This is a genomic window from Actinopolymorpha pittospori, assembly GCF_014873875.1.
Classification (GTDB): Bacteria; Actinomycetota; Actinomycetes; order Propionibacteriales; family Actinopolymorphaceae; genus Actinopolymorpha; species Actinopolymorpha pittospori.
Genome location: NZ_JADBEM010000001.1, coordinates 7,501,308 through 7,521,981, shown reverse-complemented (window position 1 = coordinate 7,521,981; position 20,674 = coordinate 7,501,308). Strand labels below are relative to the sequence as shown.

Below are 20,674 nucleotides of genomic sequence, written 5' to 3'. Positions count from 1 at the left end.
CGGTGGTGTCGAGGGACTCAGCGGTCAGGAACCCATCGGTGCCATGACTCAGCGAGCGAGGACTGGCCTCACCACAAGTTGACCGTCGCCCGCGGGCGTACGAAACACGGCAAGGTGCAGACCACCGACGTCTGCCTGGTCGAAGCCGTTCGGCGGGGCAAGGTGGGCTTGCATCCACTGTGTCGCGGCCGGAAGGTTCTTCGCGTCCACCACCGACCGGAGCAGTGCGGAGTAATGCTTCCTGAGCTTCGCGTCCGTCACCTTCGGCTTGCCGTCATAGCGGACCGCGCTCACGCTGACCTCGTCGGTGGACAGTCTCGCCTTGACGTCGTAGGTCGAGCCCTCACCCACACAGCTGGAGGCGTCGCAGACGTAGCCGGCTCCGGCCAACGCGGCCGAGACGGCCGAGGGTGCCTTCGGGAGGTCGGTGCCACGCGGCATGGTCGGCGCGTCCGACCTGGTGAACACGGCGTTCCCGGCCTCAGGGTGCACGGTGAACGAGACGATTCCCCAGCTCAGCCGCACGGACTGGTTGGGGCCGCTGTCGAGACTTGGTATCTGACCCGCGGCGGAGCCGAGGAGCGCCTGGCCGATGACCGGGATGAGTTCCTTCATCGGCGTCATCGCGTCGCCCGGCGGAAGGGCGGTACTGCGAAGGCCAGCGGGCGGCTCGGCGTTCAACTCGACCAGTGCGGCTGCGTCCTGGTCGTCCGCGGCGACGCGTACGGTCAGCTGGGTGCCGTCGGACTCGGTCCGGTAGCAGGAGCGCACTCGAGGAGGCCCCGGCTGCGTGTCGTAGCAACTGAACCGCTCGTCCTTGAGCGCGGTGACCAGAGTGTCCGCGGGGACCGGAGCGGCCGTGGGACCCACCAGCGGTTCATGAGGTGCCGATCCGCCGACGCCCCCGTCACTACGAGCCAGGCTGAGCAGGTAGCTTCCGACGCCGACGACCGCGACCAGGGCGACGACGCCCACGACGATGAGGACGACCTTTCCGCGCCGGTTCCCGGGGGACGGAGGGCGGGTGGGTGGCGGTGCCGGTGGGGATCCCCAACCGGGCGGTGGCCCCTGCGGGTGCGGCCCGAGTCGTCCGGTGGCCGGGTGCGGCGGAGTCGAAGCGCCAGTGGGAACGGGCGGCCCGTACGGCCTCGGCGGTCCGCCGCTCGACTGCCCTCGCGGAGGTCGCGGCGGAGGTCCGGGCGGCAGTTGGCTCATGGTCGATCAGTATGCCCGCCGGACCGAGCGCGGGTCCGCTGCCGCGGTCGTGTCTTTGACAACCGCACGACGGCCCGGAGAAGGTATCGGTATGTCCGGAATCGTGCTTCTCCTCGCCGGCGTGTTGGTACTGCTCGTCGTGCTGGGGCTCGTCGCCTTAGTCGTCCTCGTGACCCGCTCCAAGTCGGGCCCGCGTGGTCCGCAGCAGGGCTGGGGCGGCCCGTCACAGGTCCGGGGTCGTCCGTCGCAGGGGCAGGCTGGTCCACCGCAGGGTTGGAACGGCCCGCCGCAGGGGCAGGGTGATCAACCCCAGGGTTGGAACAGCCCGCCGCAAGGACAGGGTGGACCGCCGCAGGGGCAGGGTGATCAACCCCAGGGTTGGAACAGCCCGCCGCAAGGACAGGGTGGACCGCCGCAGGGGCAGGGTGGACCGCCGCAGGGGTGGAGTGGTCCGTCGCAGGGACAGGGCGGCCCGCCGCAGGGGTGGAGTGGACCGCCGCAGGGCAGCTGACGAGCCCACGCGGGCGCGTGTCCGACGAACCACGGGGGAAGGCAGGACCCAGTGTCGCAACCACCAGGACGGTCTCGCGATGAGTCGCGTCCGTCGCGCAGACCGGCGGCAGCAGGTCCCGTCCGCCCGCCGTCCGCAGCACAGGGGCACCGGGGAGAAGGACCGGCGCGACCGGGCACTCCGGTGGGACCGGGCACTCCAGCGGGACAAGGTTCACCGGCCCCCGGGGCCGCACCGCCTCCCCACGGAGCACCACCAGGAGAGTCGCGGGGTCGGGTTCCATCGGGACCCCCACCACGCGAGGGGCGGTCCTACGGTCCTGGTGGCCCGTACGGTCCCGGTGGCCCGTACGGTCCTGGTGGGCCAAGCCCCGACAGCCGCTCGCAACAGCCTGATCCGACTGGCAAGCGACGAGGCGCCCGAACCCGCCTGGTGCTCGCGATCGTCGGCGTCGTCGTCCTGGTGCTCGCGGTCGGTGGTGGAGCCGCGTGGCTCGGCTCGAACTGGAACCGGAGTTCGACGTCGGAGGTGTCGGGCGACTACTACGGCAGGTCGGTCGACAAGCCACGGCCGAGTCCGACCTACCAGGAGCCTGGTGGAACCGGCGGAAGCATGGGCGTGGGCCTGGCCACCAGCCTCACGGCCTCGGGGTACTCCTGCACCCGCACGGTCGGTGAGAGGTCGGCGGTGCTCACCTGCTTCCAGACCACCGAGAAACCAGTGCCCACCCTCGCGTCGGTGACCGCCCTGATCGGCGGTGACCAGGTTGTCGACGTCAAGGCGGAGGTCGCCGTGGACCCGGCCTGGACCAGGCTCGACGCCGGCACCGGCAACAACTTCGACCGTTACGCGCCTGACGTCAGCGCGGCCGCGACACGTGCGTTCGGCATCGTTGCACTGGCGACGATTCCCGACGGTGAGCGGCCGCCGCTCGACAAGGCGATGCGAACCTCCGGCATCGAACAGAGCACGGAGAACGTCGAGACCTCCGTCGGGACGGTGACCGTGGCGATCCGCAGGGCGGGTAGTTCGACGTTCGCCCTGGAGCGGGACGAGGACAACGCGACCAGGCTCGACTACTCGCCTGGTCTCAGCCTGGTCACACCGGCGCAGATCGAGTCGGCGGTCGAGGCGGCCGGTCTCAGCTGCGATCGCGCGGCCGACTCGATGACCTGCACGAAGGGCACCGTCCGGCTCCAGGCGTCCTACCCTCGCCCGACCATGAAGGGCACCGATCACACGATCACCAGCGTGACCGTGCGCGGAGAGGCCCCGGACGGGAGGGCGGAGCAGGGGCTTGTCGACGCCGCGAAGGCCGTCACCGGAGTCGTGGTCGGCACCTTCGGGGGTGACATGCCGGTGCGGGCCTGGGCGGGCAACTGCTTCGCGAGGACGACGGTGCGGACCGTGGCCGGTGCCAGCACGCTCACCTGCACCCCGGAGTTCGAGGGAACGGCACGTTCGCCGCGGGTGGCGGCGTACGAGTTCTCCGTCAAGGCCGTGGACTACTGAGCGGGGGCGGGGCCTGGCGTTTCGCCGACCCTCTCACCGCGGCGCGGGAGTTTTACTCAGAGTGAACGTTTCCCGGGCGCCTGGGAGCGCGGCGGGGGAGTGAGGCGCTACCGTGCCCCCATGGCGACGCCGTACGAAGAGATCCAGGTCGGTGAGCGCACCGTGCGCCTCAGCAACCCCGACAAGGTGTACTTCCCTGAGCGGGGGTTCACCAAGCGAGACGTCGTGCACTACTTCCTCTCCGTCGGCGACGGGATCCTGGGCGCGCTCCACGAGCGCCCCACCACGCTCGAACGCTGGCCCAGTGGGGTGTTCGAGGGCGCCAAGCTCTCGACGCGGGGCGACAACCGTGGCGACGCGTTCTACCAGAAGCGGGTCCCCAAGGGCGCCCCGGAATGGGTGGAGACCGCCCAGATCACCTTCCCGAGTGGCCGGAACGCCGACGAGGTGTGCCCGACCGAGCCGGCCGTCGTCGCCTGGGCCGCCAACCTCGGCACGCTGACCTTCCACCCGTGGCCCGTACGCCGCAAGGACGTCGACCACCCCGACCAGATCCGCATCGACCTCGACCCGCAGCCCGGCACCGACTTCACCGACGCCGTCCGGGTGGCGCCGGAGGTGCGGGCCCTCCTGCACGAGATCGGGATGGAGGGCTGGCCGAAGACCTCCGGCGGCCGTGGCCTGCACATCTACGTCCCTATCGAGCCCCGCTGGACCTTCGTCGAGGCGCGTCGCGCGGTAATCGCGCTCGGGCGGGAGATGGAGCGCCGCCTGCCCGACCAGGTCACGATGTCCTGGTGGAAGGAGGAGCGTGGCCAGCGGGTGTTCATCGACTTCAACCAGGTGGCCCGGGACCGGACCATCGCCTCGGCCTACTCCGTCCGGCCCAACCCACAGGCCACGGTCTCCGCGCCGCTGCGCTGGGAGGAGCTCGAGAGCGTGCGGCCACAGGACTTCGACGTCGCGACGATGCCGGAGCGCTTCGCCCAGGTCGGCGACCTGCACGCCCCGGTCAGCGAGCAAGCTTTCGGAATCGAGCCGCTGCTGGAATGGGCCGAACGCGACGATCGGGACCACGGGCTGGGCGACATGCCGTATCCGCCCGACTATCCGAAGATGCCGGGTGAGCCGATGCGGGTCCAGCCCAGCCGGGCGAAGAAGGTCTGAGCGAACGTTCACGGCCGGAGCTGTCGATCCGGGGGTCCGCCGTTCGTCATCGGGATGACCCGCGTCCGCGAACCAACCGAGGAGGTCCCACGTGCGATTCCTGTTTCTGCTCTACGGCGACGAGCAGGCGGAGGCGGCCCTGAGCCCCGCCGAACGCCGGATGATCGTCGAACACCACATGGTCCTGTCCGAGCGGCTCGCGCAGGAGGGCCGCGTGCAGTCCGGTGAGGTGCTCCAGGCAAGCACGACGGCGACGACCCTCGACCGGACGTCCGGCTGCGTCACCGACGGGCCGTACGCCGAGACCAAGGAGCAACTCGGCGGCTTCTACGTCCTGGACTGCGCGGACATGGACGACGCCCTCGCGTTGGCGCGAGAGATTCCGGACAGTCCCGGCCTGCGGATCGAGATCCGTCCCGTCGACACAGCGTGAACGACCTGGCGGCAGTGGCGTGAACGACGTGGCGGCAGTGGCGTGAACGACGTGGCGGCAGTGGCGTGAACGACGTGGCGGCGGATGCCGCGAAGCAGGCGGTCGAGCGGGTGTTCTCCGAACACTGGGGCCGCCTGCTCGCCCTGCTCACGGGTCAGCTGCGCAGCCTGGAGATCGCCGAGGAGTCGCTGGCCGACGCGTTCGAGCAGGCTGTCCGCCACTGGGAGCGGGACGGCGTTCCCGACCGTCCGAAGGCGTGGCTGCTCACCACGGCCAGGCGGCGCGGGCTGGATCGGCTCCGGCGTGAGGCGACCCTCGCGCGCAAGCTTCCGCTCCTCGTCGTCGACACCGAGCCGGAGCGGGGCGCGGACGCCGCCCTGGTCGGGGAGGAGGCCGACGCGGCCGCGATTCCCGACGAGCGGCTCCGGTTGCTCTTCACCTGCTGCCACCCGGCGCTCGCGTCGGAAGCCCGCGTCGCGTTGACGCTTCGGATGGTCGGTGGACTCACGACGGCGGAGATCGCCCGGGCCTTCCTCGTCTCCGAGCCGACCATGGCCGCCCGGATCACCCGGGCCAAGAAGAAGGTCGCGACGGCCGGCATCCCCTACCGTGTTCCCACTGACGCCGACCTCCCCGACCGGCTCGGCGGCGTGCTCGCCGTCCTGTATCTCGTCTTCACCGAAGGCCACTCGGCGACGTCGGGGGCGAGCCCGGTGCGCGCGGCCTTGTGTGAGGAGGCGATCCGGCTCACCCGCGTGGTCAGCGACCTGTTGCCGACCGAGCCGGAGCCGGCCGCGCTGCTCGCCCTGATGCTGCTCCACCACTCCCGGCGCGACGCGCGGACCGACGACGAGGGTCAGCTCGTGCTCCTCGCCGACCAGGACCGCTCCCGGTGGAACCGCGCCGAGATCGAGGAGGGGGTGGCCTTCGTCGAGCACGCCGCGTCGTTCCGGCGAGTGTCGGCCTACCTGCTCCAGGCGGCGATCGCGGCCGAGCACGCCTCCGCGCGGAGCGCCGCCGAGACCGACTGGGCCGCCATCGTCGCGCTGTACGAGCGACTCGAACGGCTGACCGGCTCACCGGTGGTGCGACTCAACAGAGCTGTCGCGGTGGCCGAGAGGGAGGGCCCGGATCGCGGCTTCGCCCTCCTCGCCGGCCTCGACGAAGTCCTGGGCGACTATCAGCCGTTGCGGCTCGCCCGAGCGGACTTCCTGCGCCGGATGGGGGAGCGCGCCGCGGCGCGGCTGGAGTATGCCCGGGCTCGCGACCTCGCCGGCAACGACGCCGAACGGGCGTTCCTCTCCCGGCGGCTCGCTGAGCTCGACGCCGACTGACCCTACGGGGCGTCCTGGTGTTTCCCGCCGTCGACGACCGGGTGGTCGACGGTGGTCGGGTCGACCTCCGCCGGATCCTTGTGCTCGATGAGGTGCAGGCAGGGTACGCCGAGCCGGCGGCGGGCCTTGGACGTCCAGTCGACGTGGAAGAACTCCGCGACCAGGTGTGGACGGGTGAGGATCACCACCTCGGCTGCCTGGCGCTGCCGGACGGCGCCCGCGAGTGCCTCGACCGGCTCGGCGGAGGTGATCTCGCCGTCGGCCGTGCAACCCTGAGCGGCGAGGGCGGCCAGGCTCTGGTCGAGAGCGGCCTGGCTGCGCTGGACGATCTCCTCCTGGATCTTCGCGAGATCGACGTCGGGGAAGTTCAGCGCGGAGGTGGCGAGCACCTCGCTCGCCGCGATCGATCCGAGCGCGGACTCGACCCGCGCGGACGCGTCCTCCACAGGGAGAAGCACATGGATGTGGGTGTGCGCGGGGTGCGCTTTCACGGCGTAGAGTTCCGCGATCTGGCCTGCGTCTGTGTTGGACAGGGGCTGCTCGATCAGTAGCACGACCTCATACATCGGACACCTCCTCCTCGCTCAGGTTCATCGTCCCGCGTGGACGGTATGGAGCAAAACTGGCGGCCCTTCGGCGTGGTCGACGCCGAGGAACGGCATGGCATGACTGGCGGTCACTTCAGTCCCAGGATGTCCGCGAGGTCGAAGCGTACCGGTTCCTCGAGCTGGGCATAGCCACACGAACTCGGATCCCGGTCGGGGCGCCAGCGCACGAACTGCGCCGTGTGGCGGAACCGCACGCCCTCCATGTGGTCGTAGCGGACCTCCACCACGCGTTCGGGGCGCAGCGGGACGAAGGACAGGTCCTTCCCGGCGCTCCATCTGCTCTGCTCGGCGTTGCGCGGCGTACGGCTGCCGGCCTCCTGCCTGGCCCAGGCCCAGGGGTGGTCGTCGAACGTCGTGACCAACGGCTGGAGTTCGTCGAACAGCTCTTGCCGTCGGGCCAGTGGGAACGCGCCGATCACGCCGACGCTCGCGAGGTCGCCGTCGTCGTTGTAGAGCCCGAGCAGCAGCGAGCCGATCCGGTCCGGTCCGCTCTTGTGCAGGCGGTAGCCCGCGACCACACAGTCGGCGGTGCGTTCGTGCTTGACCTTGAACATCACCCGTTTGTCCGGCACGTACGCCTCGGCCAGTGGCTTCGCGATCACACCGTCGAGACCGGCGCCCTCGAACTGGTGGAACCACCGCTCGGCGAGGTTCTTGTCGGTGGTCGCCGGGGTCAGGTGGATCGGAGCGGCGGCCTTGGCCAGGGCGTCGACGAGAGCGGCCCGGCGCACGGAGAACGGCTCAGCGGTGAGATCCCGGTCGTCGAGGGCGAGCAGGTCGAATGCCACGAAATGGGCAGGCGTCTGCTCCGACAGCAGACGTACGCGGCTCGCCGCCGGGTGGATCCGCTGCTGGAGGGCCTCGAAGTCCAGCCGGCCCTGCTCGGGGTCCGGGATCACGATCTCCCCGTCGACCACACAGCGCCGCGGCAGGTGCGCCTTGACGGCCTCGACGACCTCGGGGAAGTAGCGGGTCATCGGCCGCTCGTTGCGGCTGCCGATCTCGACCTCGTCGCCGTCACGGAAGATGATCGACCGGAAGCCGTCCCACTTGGGCTCGTAGCTGTGCTCGCCGTGCGGGATGTGCTTCACCGGCTTGGCGAGCATCGGCGAGACGGGTGGCATGACGGGGAGCTGCATCTGACCAGTCTGGCCGACCCGGCGCCAAGATGCTCCCCCCGACCCACGCCGGATCTGTGAGAGCCGCCTCGGAGAGTTCAGGAACCGGTGGCGGGACCGGTGGCTGGACCGGTGGCGGGACCGGTGAGCCAGCGCTCGAAGAGGAAGCCGTCCTCCTCCAGGACAGAGGCGAGGGAGAGCCGGGTGGGCTCGGCGAGTTCGGGGCCGTGCGTGATCCGCAGCGCCGGTCCGGCGAGCAGCGTCGGCGACACCGTGAGGCACAGCTCGTCGACCAGGCCGCGGGCGAGCAGGCCCGCGAACAGCGTCGGCCCGCCCTCGCTCAGGATGCGCCGGTGGCCGCGGGCGACCAGAGCCGCCACCACCTCGTCCATGTCGACTCCGTCCTCCCCGACGACGGCGACGTCGACGAGCCCGCCAAGGCGCTCCCGCCGGTCCGCGGGCGCCCGTCCTGAGGTCAGCACGATCGTGCGGGGATCGCCGAGCAGCTTCTCGGGCACGTCGAGGGACTCCGTCACCACCGCGATCGGCGGGGTGGGTGGCAGGCCGAGGCGCTCCCGGATGCCCGCGAACGCCGACCGGACTCCGGCGGGGCCATAGCTTTCCGCGCGCGCCGTGCCGGCACCGACGAGGACGACGTCGGCCAGTGCTCGCAGCAGCGCGAGGACCCGCCGGTCGGGACTACCCGAAATGGAACCGGATCGGCCGTCGGGTCCCTGGGCCGCGCCGTCGAGGGAGGAGATGAAGTTCACCCGCAGCCAGCGACCCTCCGCGGGGTAGGCGTAGACCTCGGCCAGCGCTTCGTCGTCGAGGTCGCCGCCCAGGGGGACCTCGGCGAGGTGGGCAACGGAGTCCGACGTGGAGGGCATGGTCCGCTGCGAGGTCAGGATGCGCACGTGGTGATCCCATCAGACCAGTACGGCGCCGGACACGTTGGGTACCAACCGCCCGCCCGCGGACGGGCCGGGGGAGACTGGACCACACCACAGCGCGCGATGGGAGCGGAGATGGCGAAGCGGTTTGGGGACAGGCTGCGTCTTCGGCAGGGCCCGGTAAGCCTGGCCGACCTGGAGACCGCCAGCACACCCGGTTTCAAGAGCAACAAGGCCGCGGGCAGGGAGCTGCTCACCGAACTCGCACCCGCTCTGTCCGATCTGCAGGAACGCCTCTTCGCGGAGGGACGCACCGGCGGGAACCGCAGCCTCCTGCTTGTCCTGCAGGGAATGGACACCTCGGGCAAGGGCGGCACGCTCCGCCACTCGGTGGGCCTCATGGACCCGCAGGGCGTTCGCATCACGTCGTTCAAGGCGCCGACCGTGGAGGAGCGCAAGCACGACTTTCTCTGGCGGATCCGACGCGGCCTTCCCGAGCCGGGCTACATCGGCATCTTCGACCGGTCTCACTACGAGGACGTTCTCGTCGCCCGGGTGCACAACCTCGTACCGCGATCGACCTGGATGCGTCGGTACGCGACGATCAACCGGTTCGAGCAGCAGCTCGTCGAGCGCGGCACCGTCATCGTCAAGTGCTTCTTGCACATCTCCAAGGACGAGCAGCGCAAGCGGCTGAACGCGAGGTTGGAGGATCCGACCAAGCACTGGAAGTTCAACACCGCCGACATCGACGAGCGCGCGCTCTGGGACGACTACCAGGCCGCCTACGAAGCCGCCCTGGAGAAGACCAACACCGACGAGGCACCGTGGTACGTCGTCCCGGGTGACCACAAGTGGTATCGCAACCTCGCGATCACCCGGTTGCTCGTCGAGTGGCTGGAGGATCTCGATCCGCGCTGGCCGGCGGGCGACTTCGACGTACAGGCGCAGAAGGCACGGTTGCGCCAGGGCTAGGTCGGGTCCTGGGACCCGCCGCGCCGAAGCTGGGACGGTCCCGCGTACGCCTGAGAAACCGCCGCCGCGAACCGCTCAGGTGTCGTCCTCGACCAGGATCTCCAGCGCCGGCAGGGCAGCAAGCAGCGCGGCGTAGTGCTCGGGTGTGAGGCGTTCGAGTCGGGTCTGCAGTGCCTGGGACCGCACCGAACGCAGTCCCTGCGCGACCTGCCGGCCCTCCTCGGTCGCCGCGACGATGCTCGCGCGCCGATCCTGCGGATCGGCCTTGCGCACGGCATAGCCCGCCTGCTCCAGTGAGGCCACCACCCGCGACAGCGTGGGTGGCGCGACCTGCTCGCGGACGGCGAGGTCACCGAGTCGCATCGGTCCGGCGTTCGTCAGCGTGGCCAAGGCCGACATGCCGCCGTGCCCGAGGTCGCCGCGCTGCGACGCGCCCTGGCGCCGTAACCAGCGGGATAACCGGGCGATCGCGAGATAGAGCCGGGTCGCGTCCTCTCGCTGGATGGGGCCGCCGGTTTGGGTCGTCGCCGGTGTGTTCATGTGGCGGCTCCCTCTTCCTCACTGGTCGGACTTTCACCATGAACGTAGCGCTGACCACGCAACAGCGAGGCGAACGCTCCGATGACAGTCATGATGGCAGCAGCCAGGAAGACAATCACCAACCCATGGTGGAAAGGTGCGGAGATCAGTTGGGGAAAGAACTCCTTGCCGGTGAGAGTAGCGACGTTCGCCGCCGGCAGGTGGTTGAGCGCCCCGGTCGGCCCGAGCAGTTGGGCGATCGGGTTGTAGCCGAGGAACGCCGCGAACAGGCTCCCGACCGGCGGCAGGTGACCAACCTGGCTGGCGACCCCGGGGGAGACCCCCTGCTGCTCCAGACCACGGGTGAGCGAGGCCGGCAGGGAGTTCGCGAGGCCGATGATCATCAGCGAGAAGAAGATTCCAATCGAAAGGGACGTTCCGGAATTGAAGAACGTCGCTCGCATACCGGACGCCGAACCGCGCTGGCGAGCCGGCACGCTGTTCATGATCGCGGAGGTGTTCGGCGAGGAGAACAGCCCGGAGCCGATGCCGTTCACCGCGATCAGCGCGGCGAAGGCCCAGTAGGGGAAGTCCACCGGCAGGAGCAGCAGGCCGACGAACGTCGCGGCGACCACGAGAAGCCCGCCGGTCGCGAAGGCCCGGGCGCCGTGGCGGTCGGAGAGGTAACCGGAGATCGGTCCGGCCAGCAGGAACCCGATGGTCAACGGGACCAGGTAGATGCCGGCCCACAGCGGTGTTCGGGCGTAGTCGAATCCGTGCAGCGGTAGCCAGATCCCCTGCAGCCAGATGATCAGCATGAACTGCATCCCGCCGCGACCGATCGAGGCGAGCAGACCGGCCAGGTTGCCGGCACCGAACGCGCGGTTGCGGAACAGGCTGAGGTGGAACATCGGGTCCGCCACCCGCGACTCGACCACGCAGAACACGACGAGCAGGACGGCGCCGCCGATCAGGCCGCCGAGAACGGCCGGGTTCGTCCAGCCCATGGTGTGTCCGCCGTAGGGCTGGATGCCGTAGGTGATGGCCGCCAGGATGGCGGTGAGGCCGAGCGCGAACGTCACGTTCCCGGCGATGTCGACCTTGCCGCGGTGACGCTGGCCGAGTTCGTGCAGGGAGCGATAGGACCAGATGGTTCCGAGGATGCCGATCGGCACGCTCACCCAGAACACCGCACGCCAGTCCACCTCGGCGAGGACGCCACCGATGAGCAGTCCGAGGAAGGACCCGGCGATCGCCGCGACCTGGTTGATCCCGAGCGCCATGCCTCTTCGGTTGGAGGGGAAGGCGTCGGTGAGGATCGCCGTGGAGTTCGCGAAGAGCATGGCGCCGCCCACGCCTTGGACGAGACGCCAGCCGATCAGCCATAGAGCACCGGAACTTTGTCGGAACGGATCGATGGCGAGCAGGATCGAGGCGATGGTGAAGACGACGAAGCCGAAGCTGTAGATGCGCACTCGGCCGTACATGTCGCCGAGTCGCCCGAGGGAGACCACGAGGACCGCGGAGACCAGCAGGAACCCCATGATCATCCAGAGCAGGTAGCTCACGTTGCCCGGTGCCAGTGGGTTGAGGTGGATCCCACGGAAGATCGCCGGCAACGAAATGATCACGATCGAGGAGTTGATCGTGGCCATCAGAACACCGAGCGTGGTGTTCGACAAGGCCACCCAGCGGTAGCGAGGATGGTCCTTCTCGTACCGGAATCGACGAGTCGTGGTGGAAGACGTGGGTTGGTCGGCCTCGTGGGAGTTCGCACTCACCGGCAACGGATCAGACCTCCGCGATGGCATATGGATAGTTGCTTCAGCTAACTAACCTTAACCAACGCGCGGCTGGGTGTGTTCCCGTGCCCCCTTGCGATGGCGGAACGTCCGCGAGATCCCGCATCGTGTCGGGCGGGACGTGACTACGACCGTATGTATGAGCCGTATTGCCCGTACCGGTCCGGTCGAGCCTCCGGTCAGGCTCTGCGCAGCACCAGCAGGGAGCGGGAGACCAGCTTGAGCTGCTCACCGGCCATCGCGACACTGCGCTCCCGTAGGTCGTCGTCGGCGGTGTCGAGCACCGGCTCCCACGCCGAGCCGTACTTCTCCGACGGGATCGAGAACTCCAGGTCCTCCTCGGAGGCGTTGAACAGGAGCAGGAAGCAGTCGTCGACGATCCGCTCGCCCTGGCTGCCGGGCTCCTGGATCGCCTCGCCGTTGAGGAACACCATCAGCGACTTGGCGAAGCCCGCCGTCCAGTCCCGGCCGGTCATGTCGGTGCCGTCCGGCTTGAGCCAGGCGACGTCGCCGAGTTGCTCGCCACTGCCGAGGCCGTCGAAGAACCGGCGACGCCGGAACACCGGGTGCGCGGCGCGGAGCTCGCTCACCGCACGGGTGAAGGCGAGCAGGTCGGAGTCGGTGTTGGCCCAGTCGACCCAGGAGACCTCGTTGTCCTGGGAGTAGGCGTTGTTGTTGCCGCCCTGGGTGCGTCCGAACTCGTCGCCGTGCAGGATCATCGGCACGCCCTGGGAGAGGAAGAGCGTGGCGAGGAAGTTGCGCTGCTGGCGCCGCCGCAGAGCGAGGACGCCCGGGTCGTCCGTCTCGCCCTCCGCGCCGGAGTTCCAGGACCGGTTGTCGCTCGTGCCGTCGGCGTTGTTCTCGCCGTTGGCCTCGTTGTGCTTGTTGTTGTACGACACGAGGTCGCGCAGGGTGAAGCCGTCGTGGGCGGTGATGAAGTTGATCGAGGCGTACGGCTTGCGGCCGTCGTCCTCGTAGAGGTCGGAGGAGCCGGTGAGCCGCATGGCGAACTCGCCCAGCGTCGCGGGCTGGCCCCGCCAGAAGTCGCGCACGCAGTCGCGGTACTTGCCGTTCCACTCGGTCCACACCGGCGGGAAGTTGCCGACCTGGTAACCACCGGGACCCACGTCCCAGGGCTCGGCGATGAGCTTCACCTGCGAGACGACCGGGTCCTGTTGGACCAGGTCGAAGAACGCCGAGAGGCGGTCGACCTCGTGGAACTGCCGGGCGAGCGTGGCCGCGAGGTCGAACCGGAAGCCGTCGACGTGCATCTCGGTCACCCAGTGGCGCAGCGAGTCCATGATCAGCTGCAGGACGTGCGGGTGGCGCATGAGCAGGCTGTTGCCGGTGCCCGTCGTGTCGGTGTAGTAGCGCTTGTCGTGGTCGACCAGGCGGTAGTAGGCGGCGTTGTCGATGCCCCGGAACGCGAGCGTCGGTCCCTGCTGGTTGCCCTCGGCCGTGTGGTTGTAGACGACGTCGAGGATGACCTCGATCTCCGCCCGGTGCAGGGCCCGCACCATCGCCTTGAACTCCAGCACCTGCTGGCCGAGCTGGCCGGTCGAGGAGTAGGCGTTGTGCGGCGCGAAGTATCCGATCGTGTTGTAGCCCCAGTAGTTGCGCAGGCCCTTCTGGAGCAACAGGTCGTCATGCACGAACTGGTGGACGGGCATGAGTTCGACGGCGGTGACACCGAGGGAGCGCAGGTGCTCGATCATCGCGGGTGAGGCGAGCCCCGCGTAGGTACCGCGGATCTCCTCCGGGATCTCCGGGTGGTCGATGGTGAGGCCGCGTACGTGCGCCTCGTAGATGACCGTCTCGTGGTAGGGCCGCCGGGGCGGCCGGTCGTCCTGCCAGTCGAAGTACGGGTTGACCACGACCGACTTCATCATGTGCGGGCCGGAGTCGAGGGTGTTGAGCGTCTCGGGGTTTTCGAAGCGGTAGGAGAAGAGCGCCTCGTCCCAGTCGATCTCGCCCTCTACGGCCTTCGCGTAGGGGTCGAGCAGCAGTTTCGCCGGGTTGCAGCGTTGGCCCTTGCTGGGTGCGTAGGGACCGTGGACGCGGTAGCCGTATCGCTGCCCCGGACCGACCCGGGCCACGTAGCCGTGCCAGACCGAGGCCTCTCGCTCGCTGAGCGAGAGCCGGGTCTCTGTGCCGTCGGCGTCGAAGAGACAGAGTTCGACGGCCTCGGCCACCTCGCTGAACAGGGCGAAGTTGGTCCCCGCACCGTCGAACGTCGCGCCCAGGGGGTACGGCGTTCCCGGCCAGACCTCGACCATCAGCGTTCCTTTCCTCGTCCTCTTGCGCGAATACTGCCAGGTCCGCTGGCGGGCGATACGTCGCCTCTGTCCAGTTTGGAGGGATCCCTTCCAGCCGGTGGCTCCACCGTCCTGGAAGGCCCTGGACCCATAGGAGAGCAGAGCACGCAATGTCCAATCAGGGCAGGGTTTTCCGACATTCTTGGTGCGGGTGCACCGCCGTGCTGGGACCTCGCTGACCGGGAGACTGGGATCGTCGCGCCCGAGCGCTCCCGCCGGCGCGTGGCGATCGTGCCAGGAGCCCAGGAAAACACCCTACGGTCTGGCTCGGGCGACGCCCAGATGGCGTCGGCAACGTCCGCGTGCCGGTGCGAAACGACGCGGTCACCAACGGAGGGAGGGCGTCGGCGGGATCCGGATCGTCGAGGGCGGCTGCCCGCCTCGAGGCCCCCGACCGGGCCGGACGGCCGGAAATATCGGCGTCTCGCGGAACCCGCCACGCCGCTCCGGCGCGCTGGAGCGGCGCCGTCGACTCCGACCGAGATCCGACGCCTGGCGCGCCTTCGGGCCGGTCAGGTCAGGCCGGACCAGTTGGGCCGGATCTGTCCCGGTCCGGGCGGACCTGGTCGGATCAGATCCGGTCGGATCAGATCTGGTCGGATCAGATCTGGTCGGGACAGGCCAGTCGCGCGCGGTCGACGACGATGTGCGCGACCTCGGGGCAGGCGCCCAGCGGCTCGCTGACGGCGACGGCTCCCGCGGCCAAGGCGGCGTCCCGGATCTGGTCGGCGAAGAAGCCGGGAGCGAGCAGGTAGGTCGCGACCGCGACACGCGCCGAACCGCAGCTGCGGAACTGCTCGACGGCCGTGGCGACCGTGGGCGTCGCCGCCGACGCGAAAGCACACAGAGCGGGTAAACCAAGACGGGCGCCCAGATCGGTGGCGACCCGTCCGACCGTGCGGTTGGCCGAGACGTCGCTCGACCCGGCCGCGGCGAGCACCACCGCGTCGACCTCGGCTCCGCCCAGAGCCTCCTCCAGCCGCGTACCCAGTGCGTCGAGGAGTCTTGGGTCCGGCCCGAGCACCTGACCCAACCGGGCGGTCCAGCCGCGGGCGCGGGCGAGATCGGCGACGGCCGGCAGGTCCACCCTGGAGTGGTAGGCGTCGCTCAGCAGATAGGGCACGACGGCGACGTCCTCGACCCCGCTGTCCGCCAGTTGGTCGAGTGCCTCCGTCGGGGAGGGAGCGCAGAGTTCGAGGAACGCGGCCGCCGTCGCCACTCCTGGGAGTTGGGCGGCCACGTCGGCCGCGACGCGCCGAGCCACCGGTGCCGCACGCGGGTCCCGGCTCCCGTGTGCGACCACCAGCACTCCGGTGCTCACGTCATGGCCTCCGTACGACGGTGGCGAGTTCCTCGGCCACCGTGACCACCTCGCCCACGATGATCACGGCGGGGGAGCGGACCCCCCGCTCGGTGGCGGTGGCCACGATCGTCTCCAGCGTTCCGGTCGTGGTGCGCTGGTCGGCGAGGGTGCCCCGCTCGATGACGGCCACCGGCGTCGCCGGAGACCGTCCATGAGCGCGGAGTCCCTCGACTACGAGGGGAAGCTGGCTCACTCCCATCAGGAAGACCAGTGTGCCCTCGACCGCCGCGAGGGACGCCCAGTCGGGTCCCTCGCCGGGGTGGGCGGAGTGGGCCGAGATGACGGTGAACTGCCGGGTGACGCCCCGATGGGTCACCGGGATGCCGGCGGCCGCGGGTACGGCCACCGCGCTGGTCACGCCCGGAACGACCTCGCAGGGGATGCCGGCCTCAGCGCACGCGAGGGCCTCCTCCGCGCCTCGGCCGAACACGAAGGGGTCGCCACCCTTGAGCCGGACGACCCGTTGACCGGCGCGGGCACGCTCGACGAGCAGGTCGTTGATCTCCAGCTGGGACAGCGTGTGAGCCTGTGGTCCCTTGCCCGCCTCGATGACCTCGACCTCGGGGTCGAGTTCGTCGAGCAGGGCGCGGGGAGCGAGCCGGTCCACGACCACGACGTCGGCGTCGGCCAGCAGCCGGCGACCTCGCGTGGTGATGAGCCCGGGGTCGCCCGGGCCCCCGCCGACCAGCGCGACGTGGCCGGTGCGCTTGCGGCGTACCCGCCGCAGGGGCAACTCCCCGGTCTGCAGCTTGACGGCGATCCGGTCCTTCACCGCTCGGGCGCGACGCGGGTCACGGCTCGCCGAGACGGCGACCGTGATGTCGTCGACCCGCGCCGTGGCCGGCGTCCAGGCCGCCGAGGTGCGGGCGTCGTCGGCGCGTACGCACCAGATGCCGGCCCGCTCGGCGTCGGCGGCCACCGTGGCGTTGACCTCCGCGTCCGCGGTGGCGGCCTGGACAAGCCAGGCGCCGGCGAGATCGCCCTCCGCGTACTCGCGGGGGAGCCAGGTGAGGCGGCCGTCGTCGACCAGGACGGCGAGGTCCTCGCACAGGGCGGGGGCGACCACCGTGACGATGGCGCCGGCCTCCAACAGGCCGGTCGTGCGGCGAGCCCCGACCGGGCCGCCGCCCACGACCACCGCACGCCGGCCGTCCAGGTCGAGGACCAGCGGATACGTCGGGCTCATGTATTGATGCCGCACTCGGTCTTCGTGCGACCGGCCCAACGCCCCGCCCGCGGGTCCTCGCCCTCGGCGACCCGTCGGGTGCACGGCCAGCAGCCGATCGAGGGGTAGCCGTCGTCGAGCAGCGGGTTGGTGAGGAGCCCGTTGTCGGTGATGTAGCGGTCGACGTCCTCCTGTCTCCAGGAGGCGAGTGGGGCGATCCTGACCTTTCCCCGACGCTCGTTCCAGCTGACGACGGGGGTGTCGGCCCGGGTCTGGCTCTCGTCCCGGCGGACGCCGGTCGCCCAGGCGTCGTAGGACGTCAGCGCGCGCTCGAGCGGTGCCACCTTGCGGAGCTGGCAGCACAGCTCGGGGTTACGCCGGTACAGCTCCGGCCCGAGGGTCGCGTCCTGCTCCGCCACGGTCTGGCGTGGGCGCACGGTGACGAGGTTGATCGGGATGACGACCGACGCCGCGTCCGCCGTCCCGAGGGTCTCGGCGAAGTGGTAGCCGGTGTCGAGGAACACCACGTCGACGCCCGGTGCGACGCTCGAGGCGAGGTGGGAGAGCACCGTGTCCTGCATGGAGGACGTCACGCAGAAGCGCGCACCGAACGTGTCCGCCGCCCAGGCGAGGATCTCGGCCGCGGACGCGTCCGCCAGCTCATGTCCGGCCTTCGTGGCGAGCGCCTCGAGCTCGTCGCGGCAGCGGTCGGGTGCCTCCATCGCGAGACTCATGAGTGCACCACCATGCCGATGAACTTCACCGAGAACACGCGGGTGCAGCCGCGGCACTCCCAGGCTCCGTGCTGGTCCGCCGCGGGACGGAGGTCCTCGTCCGCGCAGTAAGGGCAGTAGAAGGGTGTGGCGCGCTCGGTCATGAGAGGGCCTCCTCCGGGGCTCGGGTGACCCACTGCGCGAAGCGTTCCTCAGCCTCGCGCTGGTCGAGATAGTGGCGTACGACGCGTTCGACGTAGTCGGGCAGCTCCTCCGCGGTGACCTTCAGGCCGCGAAGCTTGCGGCCGAACCCGGCATCCAGGCCGAGGCCGCCGCCGAGGTGGACCTGGTATCCCTCGACCTGTCGGCCCTCGGTGTCGAGGACGATCTGGCCCTTCAGGCCGATGTCGGCCACCTGGATGCGGGCGCAGGAGTTGGGGCAGCCGTTGAGGTTGACGGTGATCGGGACGTCGAGTTCGGGGATGCGACGCTCCATCTCCTCGATCAGCCAGTGGGCCCTGGCCTTGGTCTCGACGATCGCGAGCTTGCAGTACTCCAGGCCGGTGCACGCCATCGTGTTCCGGCGCCAGCCCGAGGGCCGGGCGTGCAGACCGAGGTCGGCCAGGGTGGCCACCAGCGGCTCGACCTGGTCCTGTTCGACGTCGAGCACGAGCAGCTTCTGGTGCGCCGTGGTCCGGATCCGGTCCGATCCGTGCGCCTCGACCGCGTCGGCGAGCTTGCCGAGCAGGGTGCCCGACACCCGGCCGACCACGGGCGCGACGCCGACGAAGTAGCGACCGTCCTTCTGCTGGTGGATGCCCACGTGGTCACCTGGAACAGCCGGGATCTCCGGGGCGGGGCCGTCGGCCAGCTTTCGCTTGAGGTATTCGTTCTCGAGTACGTCGCGGAACTTCTCCGGACCCCAGTCGGCCATCAAGAACTTGATCCGGGCGCGGTGCCGCAGTCGCCGGTAGCCGTAGTCGCGGAAGATGCTGGTGACGCCCCACCAGACGTCCGGCGCCTCCTCGAGCGACACCCACACGCCGAGCCGCTTGGCGAGCATCGGGTTGGTGGAGAGTCCGCCGCCGACCCAGACGTCGAAGCCCGGCCCGTGTTCGGGGTGCACGACACCGACGAAGGCGATGTCGTTGACCTCCGGCGCGACGTCGTGGTTGGGGTGACCGGTGAGCGCCGTCTTGTACTTGCGCGGCAGGTTGGAGAAGTCCGGGCTGCCGATGTAGCGCCGGGCGATCTCCTCCAGGGCCGGTGTCGGGTCGATGATCTCCTCGGCGGCGATCCCGGCGACCGGGCTGGCGATGATCACCCGGGGGCAGTCACCGCACGCCTCCTGGGTCTGCAGCCCGACCGCCTCGAGGCGCTCCCAGATGGCGGGAACGTCCTCGATCCGGATCCAGTGCAGCTGGATGTTCTGTCGGTCGGTCACGTCGGCGCTGTCGCGCGCGTAGGTCGTGGACACCTCGGCGATGGCGCGGAGCTGGGCGACCGTGAGCTGGCCACCGTCGATGCGCACCCGGAGCATGAAGTGGGTGTCGTCGAGCTCCTCCGGCTCCAAGGTGGCGGTGCGGCCGCCGTCGATGCCCGGCTTGCGCTGGGTGTAGAGGCCCCACCAGCGGAAGCGTCCGCGCAGGTCGCTCGGGTCGATGGAGTCGAACCCGCGGTGCGCGTAGATGTTCTCGATCCTGGCCCGGACGTTCAGGGCATCGTCGTCCTTCTTGAACTGCTCGTTCTTGTTGAGCGGCTCGCGGTAGCCGAGCGCCCACTGTCCCTCACCGCGCTTGGGTCGCGGCTTCCGGGGAGCGGCGGGACGCTGCGCGCGGTCGGAGGACTGGGACGCAATGGCCATGGAGTGCATTCCTCGCTGAGAGAGCATGATCGCGGCTGCGACCATGGGCGTGAACGAGCTTCAGCGGGGCCGGCGCGACCGGGCGCCCTGGACCCGCTGGCAGGATCTTCCTGCGGGCGGAGAAGGGCGCGTCAGCGCGCCTGAAGACAGAGCATGCTGCGCATGCGACCAAAATCGAGATGGCGCCGCCCGACGAGTAAGGGGCAGACAGGCGCACTCATGGGATCAGCCTGCGGTATTCGGACGTGGTGTGGCAACCAGAATGACCGGGATTCGAGACGAGCGTCTCGAATCCCGATCGTCTGAGTAGGGAATCAGGCGCGCGCCGCGACCGCCCTGGCCCGCCGCCGCGCCCGGTTGCCGCGCTGCAGCCACCACTCTGCCACGAGCAGGTTGACGACCCAGCTCAACCAGATGCTGACCAGGGTCGCGTCGTGGATCAGGGCGTCCATGTCGCCGACGTAGGTGGTGTCCAGGCTGGGCGTGAGGATCACGATCCAGAGCACCATCCACACGCGGTTCAGCACGATCGAGGTGGTCAACGCGAAGCTACGGATCATCCACTTACGGTGCTCGCCGTACCGGCGCTGCCGGGCGGCCCGGTAACCCGCGATCGTGATCGGCAGCCACAGCACCGCGAGCATCGTGTTGCCCACCGCGCCGACCAGGCCGGTGCTGCTCATCGGGGCGACGACGAGAACCGCCAGGCCGGCCGGGAGGCACCCGGCGAAGAAGTAGAGCCGCCCGCTCCAGCGGTGCACCCGCGGGTGTCGTTGCCGCAGCCAGGGCCACATCTGCAGGCAGCCGGTCAGAAGTGCGACCGAACCGCAGAAGATGTGTGTCACCAACAGGACGTAGTAGGGCGGAAAGCTCTCGTGGACCGGCAGTCGGGACTGGGTCGGGTCCAGACCCAGATAGGGCGGCAACGAGTAGGCCAGGAACCCGACCATGACGATCAGCAGCGGGACCACCCAGAACAACTGCCGCCGGGTGCCAGGTCGCCCTCCGGGGCGCTCAGGGCGTCGTTCGCGGCTCGTCTCCTCAGGTCCGCGGCCCGCCGTGTCGGTCGCGATGGTCATGGTGATCCCCCTGTCCGGGTCAGCAGTTGCTTCGCGTTTGACGCTGACTGTACGAGCGTCTCATACGTTTGTCTACAACATTTGTCCAAGA

18 protein-coding genes are annotated in these 20,674 nt (G+C 69.8%); 5 read left to right on the top strand and 13 right to left on the bottom strand.

The window, feature by feature from the left end; genetic code table 11:
- Positions 1-48: 48 nt before the first annotated feature.
- Positions 49-975 (bottom strand): hypothetical protein, encoded by a 927-nt coding sequence (locus tag HEB94_RS35095; protein WP_192753819.1) that lies wholly within the window; start codon positions 973-975, stop codon positions 49-51.
- A gap of 1,183 nt (positions 976-2,158) precedes the next feature.
- On the opposite strand from HEB94_RS35095, the gene HEB94_RS35090 reads away from it, so the two are divergent.
- The 4 genes from HEB94_RS35090 (at position 2,159) to HEB94_RS35075 (ending at position 6,172) form a co-directional block, all read left to right on the top strand.
- A complete protein-coding gene (locus tag HEB94_RS35090) occupies positions 2,159-3,238 on the top strand; it encodes a hypothetical protein (RefSeq protein WP_192753818.1) in 1,080 nt (359 codons plus the stop codon).
- A gap of 120 nt (positions 3,239-3,358) precedes the next feature.
- The gene (gene ligD / locus HEB94_RS35085) at positions 3,359-4,405 is read left to right on the top strand and encodes a non-homologous end-joining DNA ligase (protein WP_192753817.1); all 1,047 of its coding nucleotides are present in this window, start codon (positions 3,359-3,361) and stop codon (positions 4,403-4,405) included.
- 91 nt (positions 4,406-4,496) lie between these two features.
- Positions 4,497-4,838 (top strand): YciI family protein, encoded by a 342-nt coding sequence (locus HEB94_RS35080; RefSeq protein ID WP_192753816.1) that lies wholly within the window; start codon positions 4,497-4,499, stop codon positions 4,836-4,838.
- A gap of 65 nt (positions 4,839-4,903) precedes the next feature.
- Positions 4,904-6,172 (top strand): RNA polymerase sigma factor, encoded by a 1,269-nt coding sequence (locus tag HEB94_RS35075; RefSeq protein ID WP_337918118.1) that lies wholly within the window; start codon positions 4,904-4,906, stop codon positions 6,170-6,172.
- Between the two features lie 2 nt (positions 6,173-6,174).
- On the opposite strand, the gene HEB94_RS35070 is transcribed toward HEB94_RS35075, so the two are convergent.
- The 3 genes from HEB94_RS35070 to HEB94_RS35060 all read right to left on the bottom strand — a co-directional run bounded on the left by HEB94_RS35070 (position 6,175) and on the right by HEB94_RS35060 (position 8,812).
- Positions 6,175-6,738, bottom strand: coding sequence for a hypothetical protein (locus tag HEB94_RS35070; protein ID WP_192753815.1), 564 nt, complete (start codon positions 6,736-6,738; stop codon positions 6,175-6,177).
- 110 nt (positions 6,739-6,848) lie between these two features.
- Positions 6,849-7,919, bottom strand: a complete 1,071-nt coding sequence (locus tag HEB94_RS35065; RefSeq protein ID WP_192753814.1) for an ATP-dependent DNA ligase — start codon at positions 7,917-7,919, stop codon at positions 6,849-6,851.
- Between the two features lie 77 nt (positions 7,920-7,996).
- Positions 7,997-8,812: a dihydrofolate reductase family protein gene (locus tag HEB94_RS35060; protein WP_202896734.1), complete on the bottom strand. Its 816-nt coding sequence runs from the start codon at positions 8,810-8,812 to the stop codon at positions 7,997-7,999.
- Between the two features lie 111 nt (positions 8,813-8,923).
- On the opposite strand from HEB94_RS35060, the gene HEB94_RS35055 reads away from it, so the two are divergent.
- Entirely contained in the window at positions 8,924-9,763 is an 840-nt protein-coding gene (locus HEB94_RS35055) for a polyphosphate kinase 2 family protein (protein WP_192753813.1), read from the top strand.
- A 75-nt stretch (positions 9,764-9,838) separates the two neighbouring features.
- On the opposite strand, the gene HEB94_RS35050 is transcribed toward HEB94_RS35055, so the two are convergent.
- The 9 genes from HEB94_RS35050 to HEB94_RS35010 all read right to left on the bottom strand — a co-directional run bounded on the left by HEB94_RS35050 (position 9,839) and on the right by HEB94_RS35010 (position 20,583).
- Positions 9,839-10,303 (bottom strand): MarR family winged helix-turn-helix transcriptional regulator, encoded by a 465-nt coding sequence (locus HEB94_RS35050; protein WP_192753812.1) that lies wholly within the window; start codon positions 10,301-10,303, stop codon positions 9,839-9,841.
- Positions 10,300-12,063 (bottom strand): MFS transporter, encoded by a 1,764-nt coding sequence (locus HEB94_RS35045; RefSeq protein ID WP_337918117.1) that lies wholly within the window; start codon positions 12,061-12,063, stop codon positions 10,300-10,302. Before HEB94_RS35045 ends, HEB94_RS35050 begins: the two co-directional genes overlap by 4 nt.
- Before the next feature lie 200 nt (positions 12,064-12,263).
- The gene (gene glgX, locus HEB94_RS35040; protein ID WP_192753810.1) at positions 12,264-14,360 is read right to left on the bottom strand and encodes a glycogen debranching protein GlgX; all 2,097 of its coding nucleotides are present in this window, start codon (positions 14,358-14,360) and stop codon (positions 12,264-12,266) included.
- A 640-nt stretch (positions 14,361-15,000) separates the two neighbouring features.
- Complete coding sequence (locus HEB94_RS35035; protein ID WP_192753809.1) at positions 15,001-15,720, bottom strand: CbiX/SirB N-terminal domain-containing protein; 720 nt, start codon at positions 15,718-15,720, stop codon at positions 15,001-15,003.
- Position 15,721: 1 nt separating this feature from the next.
- Positions 15,722-16,948 (bottom strand): uroporphyrinogen-III C-methyltransferase, encoded by a 1,227-nt coding sequence (cobA, locus tag HEB94_RS35030; protein WP_192753808.1) that lies wholly within the window; start codon positions 16,946-16,948, stop codon positions 15,722-15,724.
- On the bottom strand, positions 16,945-17,661 hold the full coding sequence (locus HEB94_RS35025; protein ID WP_238361715.1) for a phosphoadenylyl-sulfate reductase: 717 nt from the start codon (positions 17,659-17,661) through the stop codon (positions 16,945-16,947). The genes cobA and HEB94_RS35025 overlap by 4 nt, the downstream gene beginning before the upstream one ends.
- Positions 17,658-17,804 carry a hypothetical protein gene (locus HEB94_RS35020; RefSeq protein ID WP_192753807.1) on the bottom strand — a complete coding sequence of 49 codons (147 nt, stop codon included), beginning with the start codon at positions 17,802-17,804 and terminating at the stop codon, positions 17,658-17,660. The genes HEB94_RS35025 and HEB94_RS35020 overlap by 4 nt, the downstream gene beginning before the upstream one ends.
- On the bottom strand, positions 17,801-19,504 hold the full coding sequence (locus HEB94_RS35015) for a nitrite/sulfite reductase (protein ID WP_192753806.1): 1,704 nt from the start codon (positions 19,502-19,504) through the stop codon (positions 17,801-17,803). The genes HEB94_RS35020 and HEB94_RS35015 overlap by 4 nt, the downstream gene beginning before the upstream one ends.
- 314 nt (positions 19,505-19,818) lie before the next feature.
- A complete protein-coding gene (locus HEB94_RS35010) occupies positions 19,819-20,583 on the bottom strand; it encodes a DUF2306 domain-containing protein (protein ID WP_192753805.1) in 765 nt (254 codons plus the stop codon).
- Positions 20,584-20,674: the final 91 nt, after the last annotated feature.

Coding starts and splice junctions, on each gene's coding strand:
- ligD (WP_192753817.1), top strand. CDS start 3,359: ATGGCGACGCCGTACGAAGAGATCCAGGTCGGTGAGCGCACCGTGCGC.
- HEB94_RS35070 (WP_192753815.1), bottom strand. CDS start 6,738: ATGTATGAGGTCGTGCTACTGATCGAGCAGCCCCTGTCCAACACAGAC.
- HEB94_RS35065 (WP_192753814.1), bottom strand. CDS start 7,919: ATGCAGCTCCCCGTCATGCCACCCGTCTCGCCGATGCTCGCCAAGCCG.
- HEB94_RS35055 (WP_192753813.1), top strand. CDS start 8,924: ATGGCGAAGCGGTTTGGGGACAGGCTGCGTCTTCGGCAGGGCCCGGTA.
- HEB94_RS35050 (WP_192753812.1), bottom strand. CDS start 10,303: ATGAACACACCGGCGACGACCCAAACCGGCGGCCCCATCCAGCGAGAG.
- glgX (WP_192753810.1), bottom strand. CDS start 14,360: ATGGTCGAGGTCTGGCCGGGAACGCCGTACCCCCTGGGCGCGACGTTC.
- cobA (WP_192753808.1), bottom strand. CDS start 16,948: ATGAGCCCGACGTATCCGCTGGTCCTCGACCTGGACGGCCGGCGTGCG.
- HEB94_RS35025 (WP_238361715.1), bottom strand. CDS start 17,661: ATGAGTCTCGCGATGGAGGCACCCGACCGCTGCCGCGACGAGCTCGAG.
- HEB94_RS35020 (WP_192753807.1), bottom strand. CDS start 17,804: ATGACCGAGCGCGCCACACCCTTCTACTGCCCTTACTGCGCGGACGAG.
- HEB94_RS35015 (WP_192753806.1), bottom strand. CDS start 19,504: ATGGCCATTGCGTCCCAGTCCTCCGACCGCGCGCAGCGTCCCGCCGCT.
- HEB94_RS35010 (WP_192753805.1), bottom strand. CDS start 20,583: ATGACCATCGCGACCGACACGGCGGGCCGCGGACCTGAGGAGACGAGC.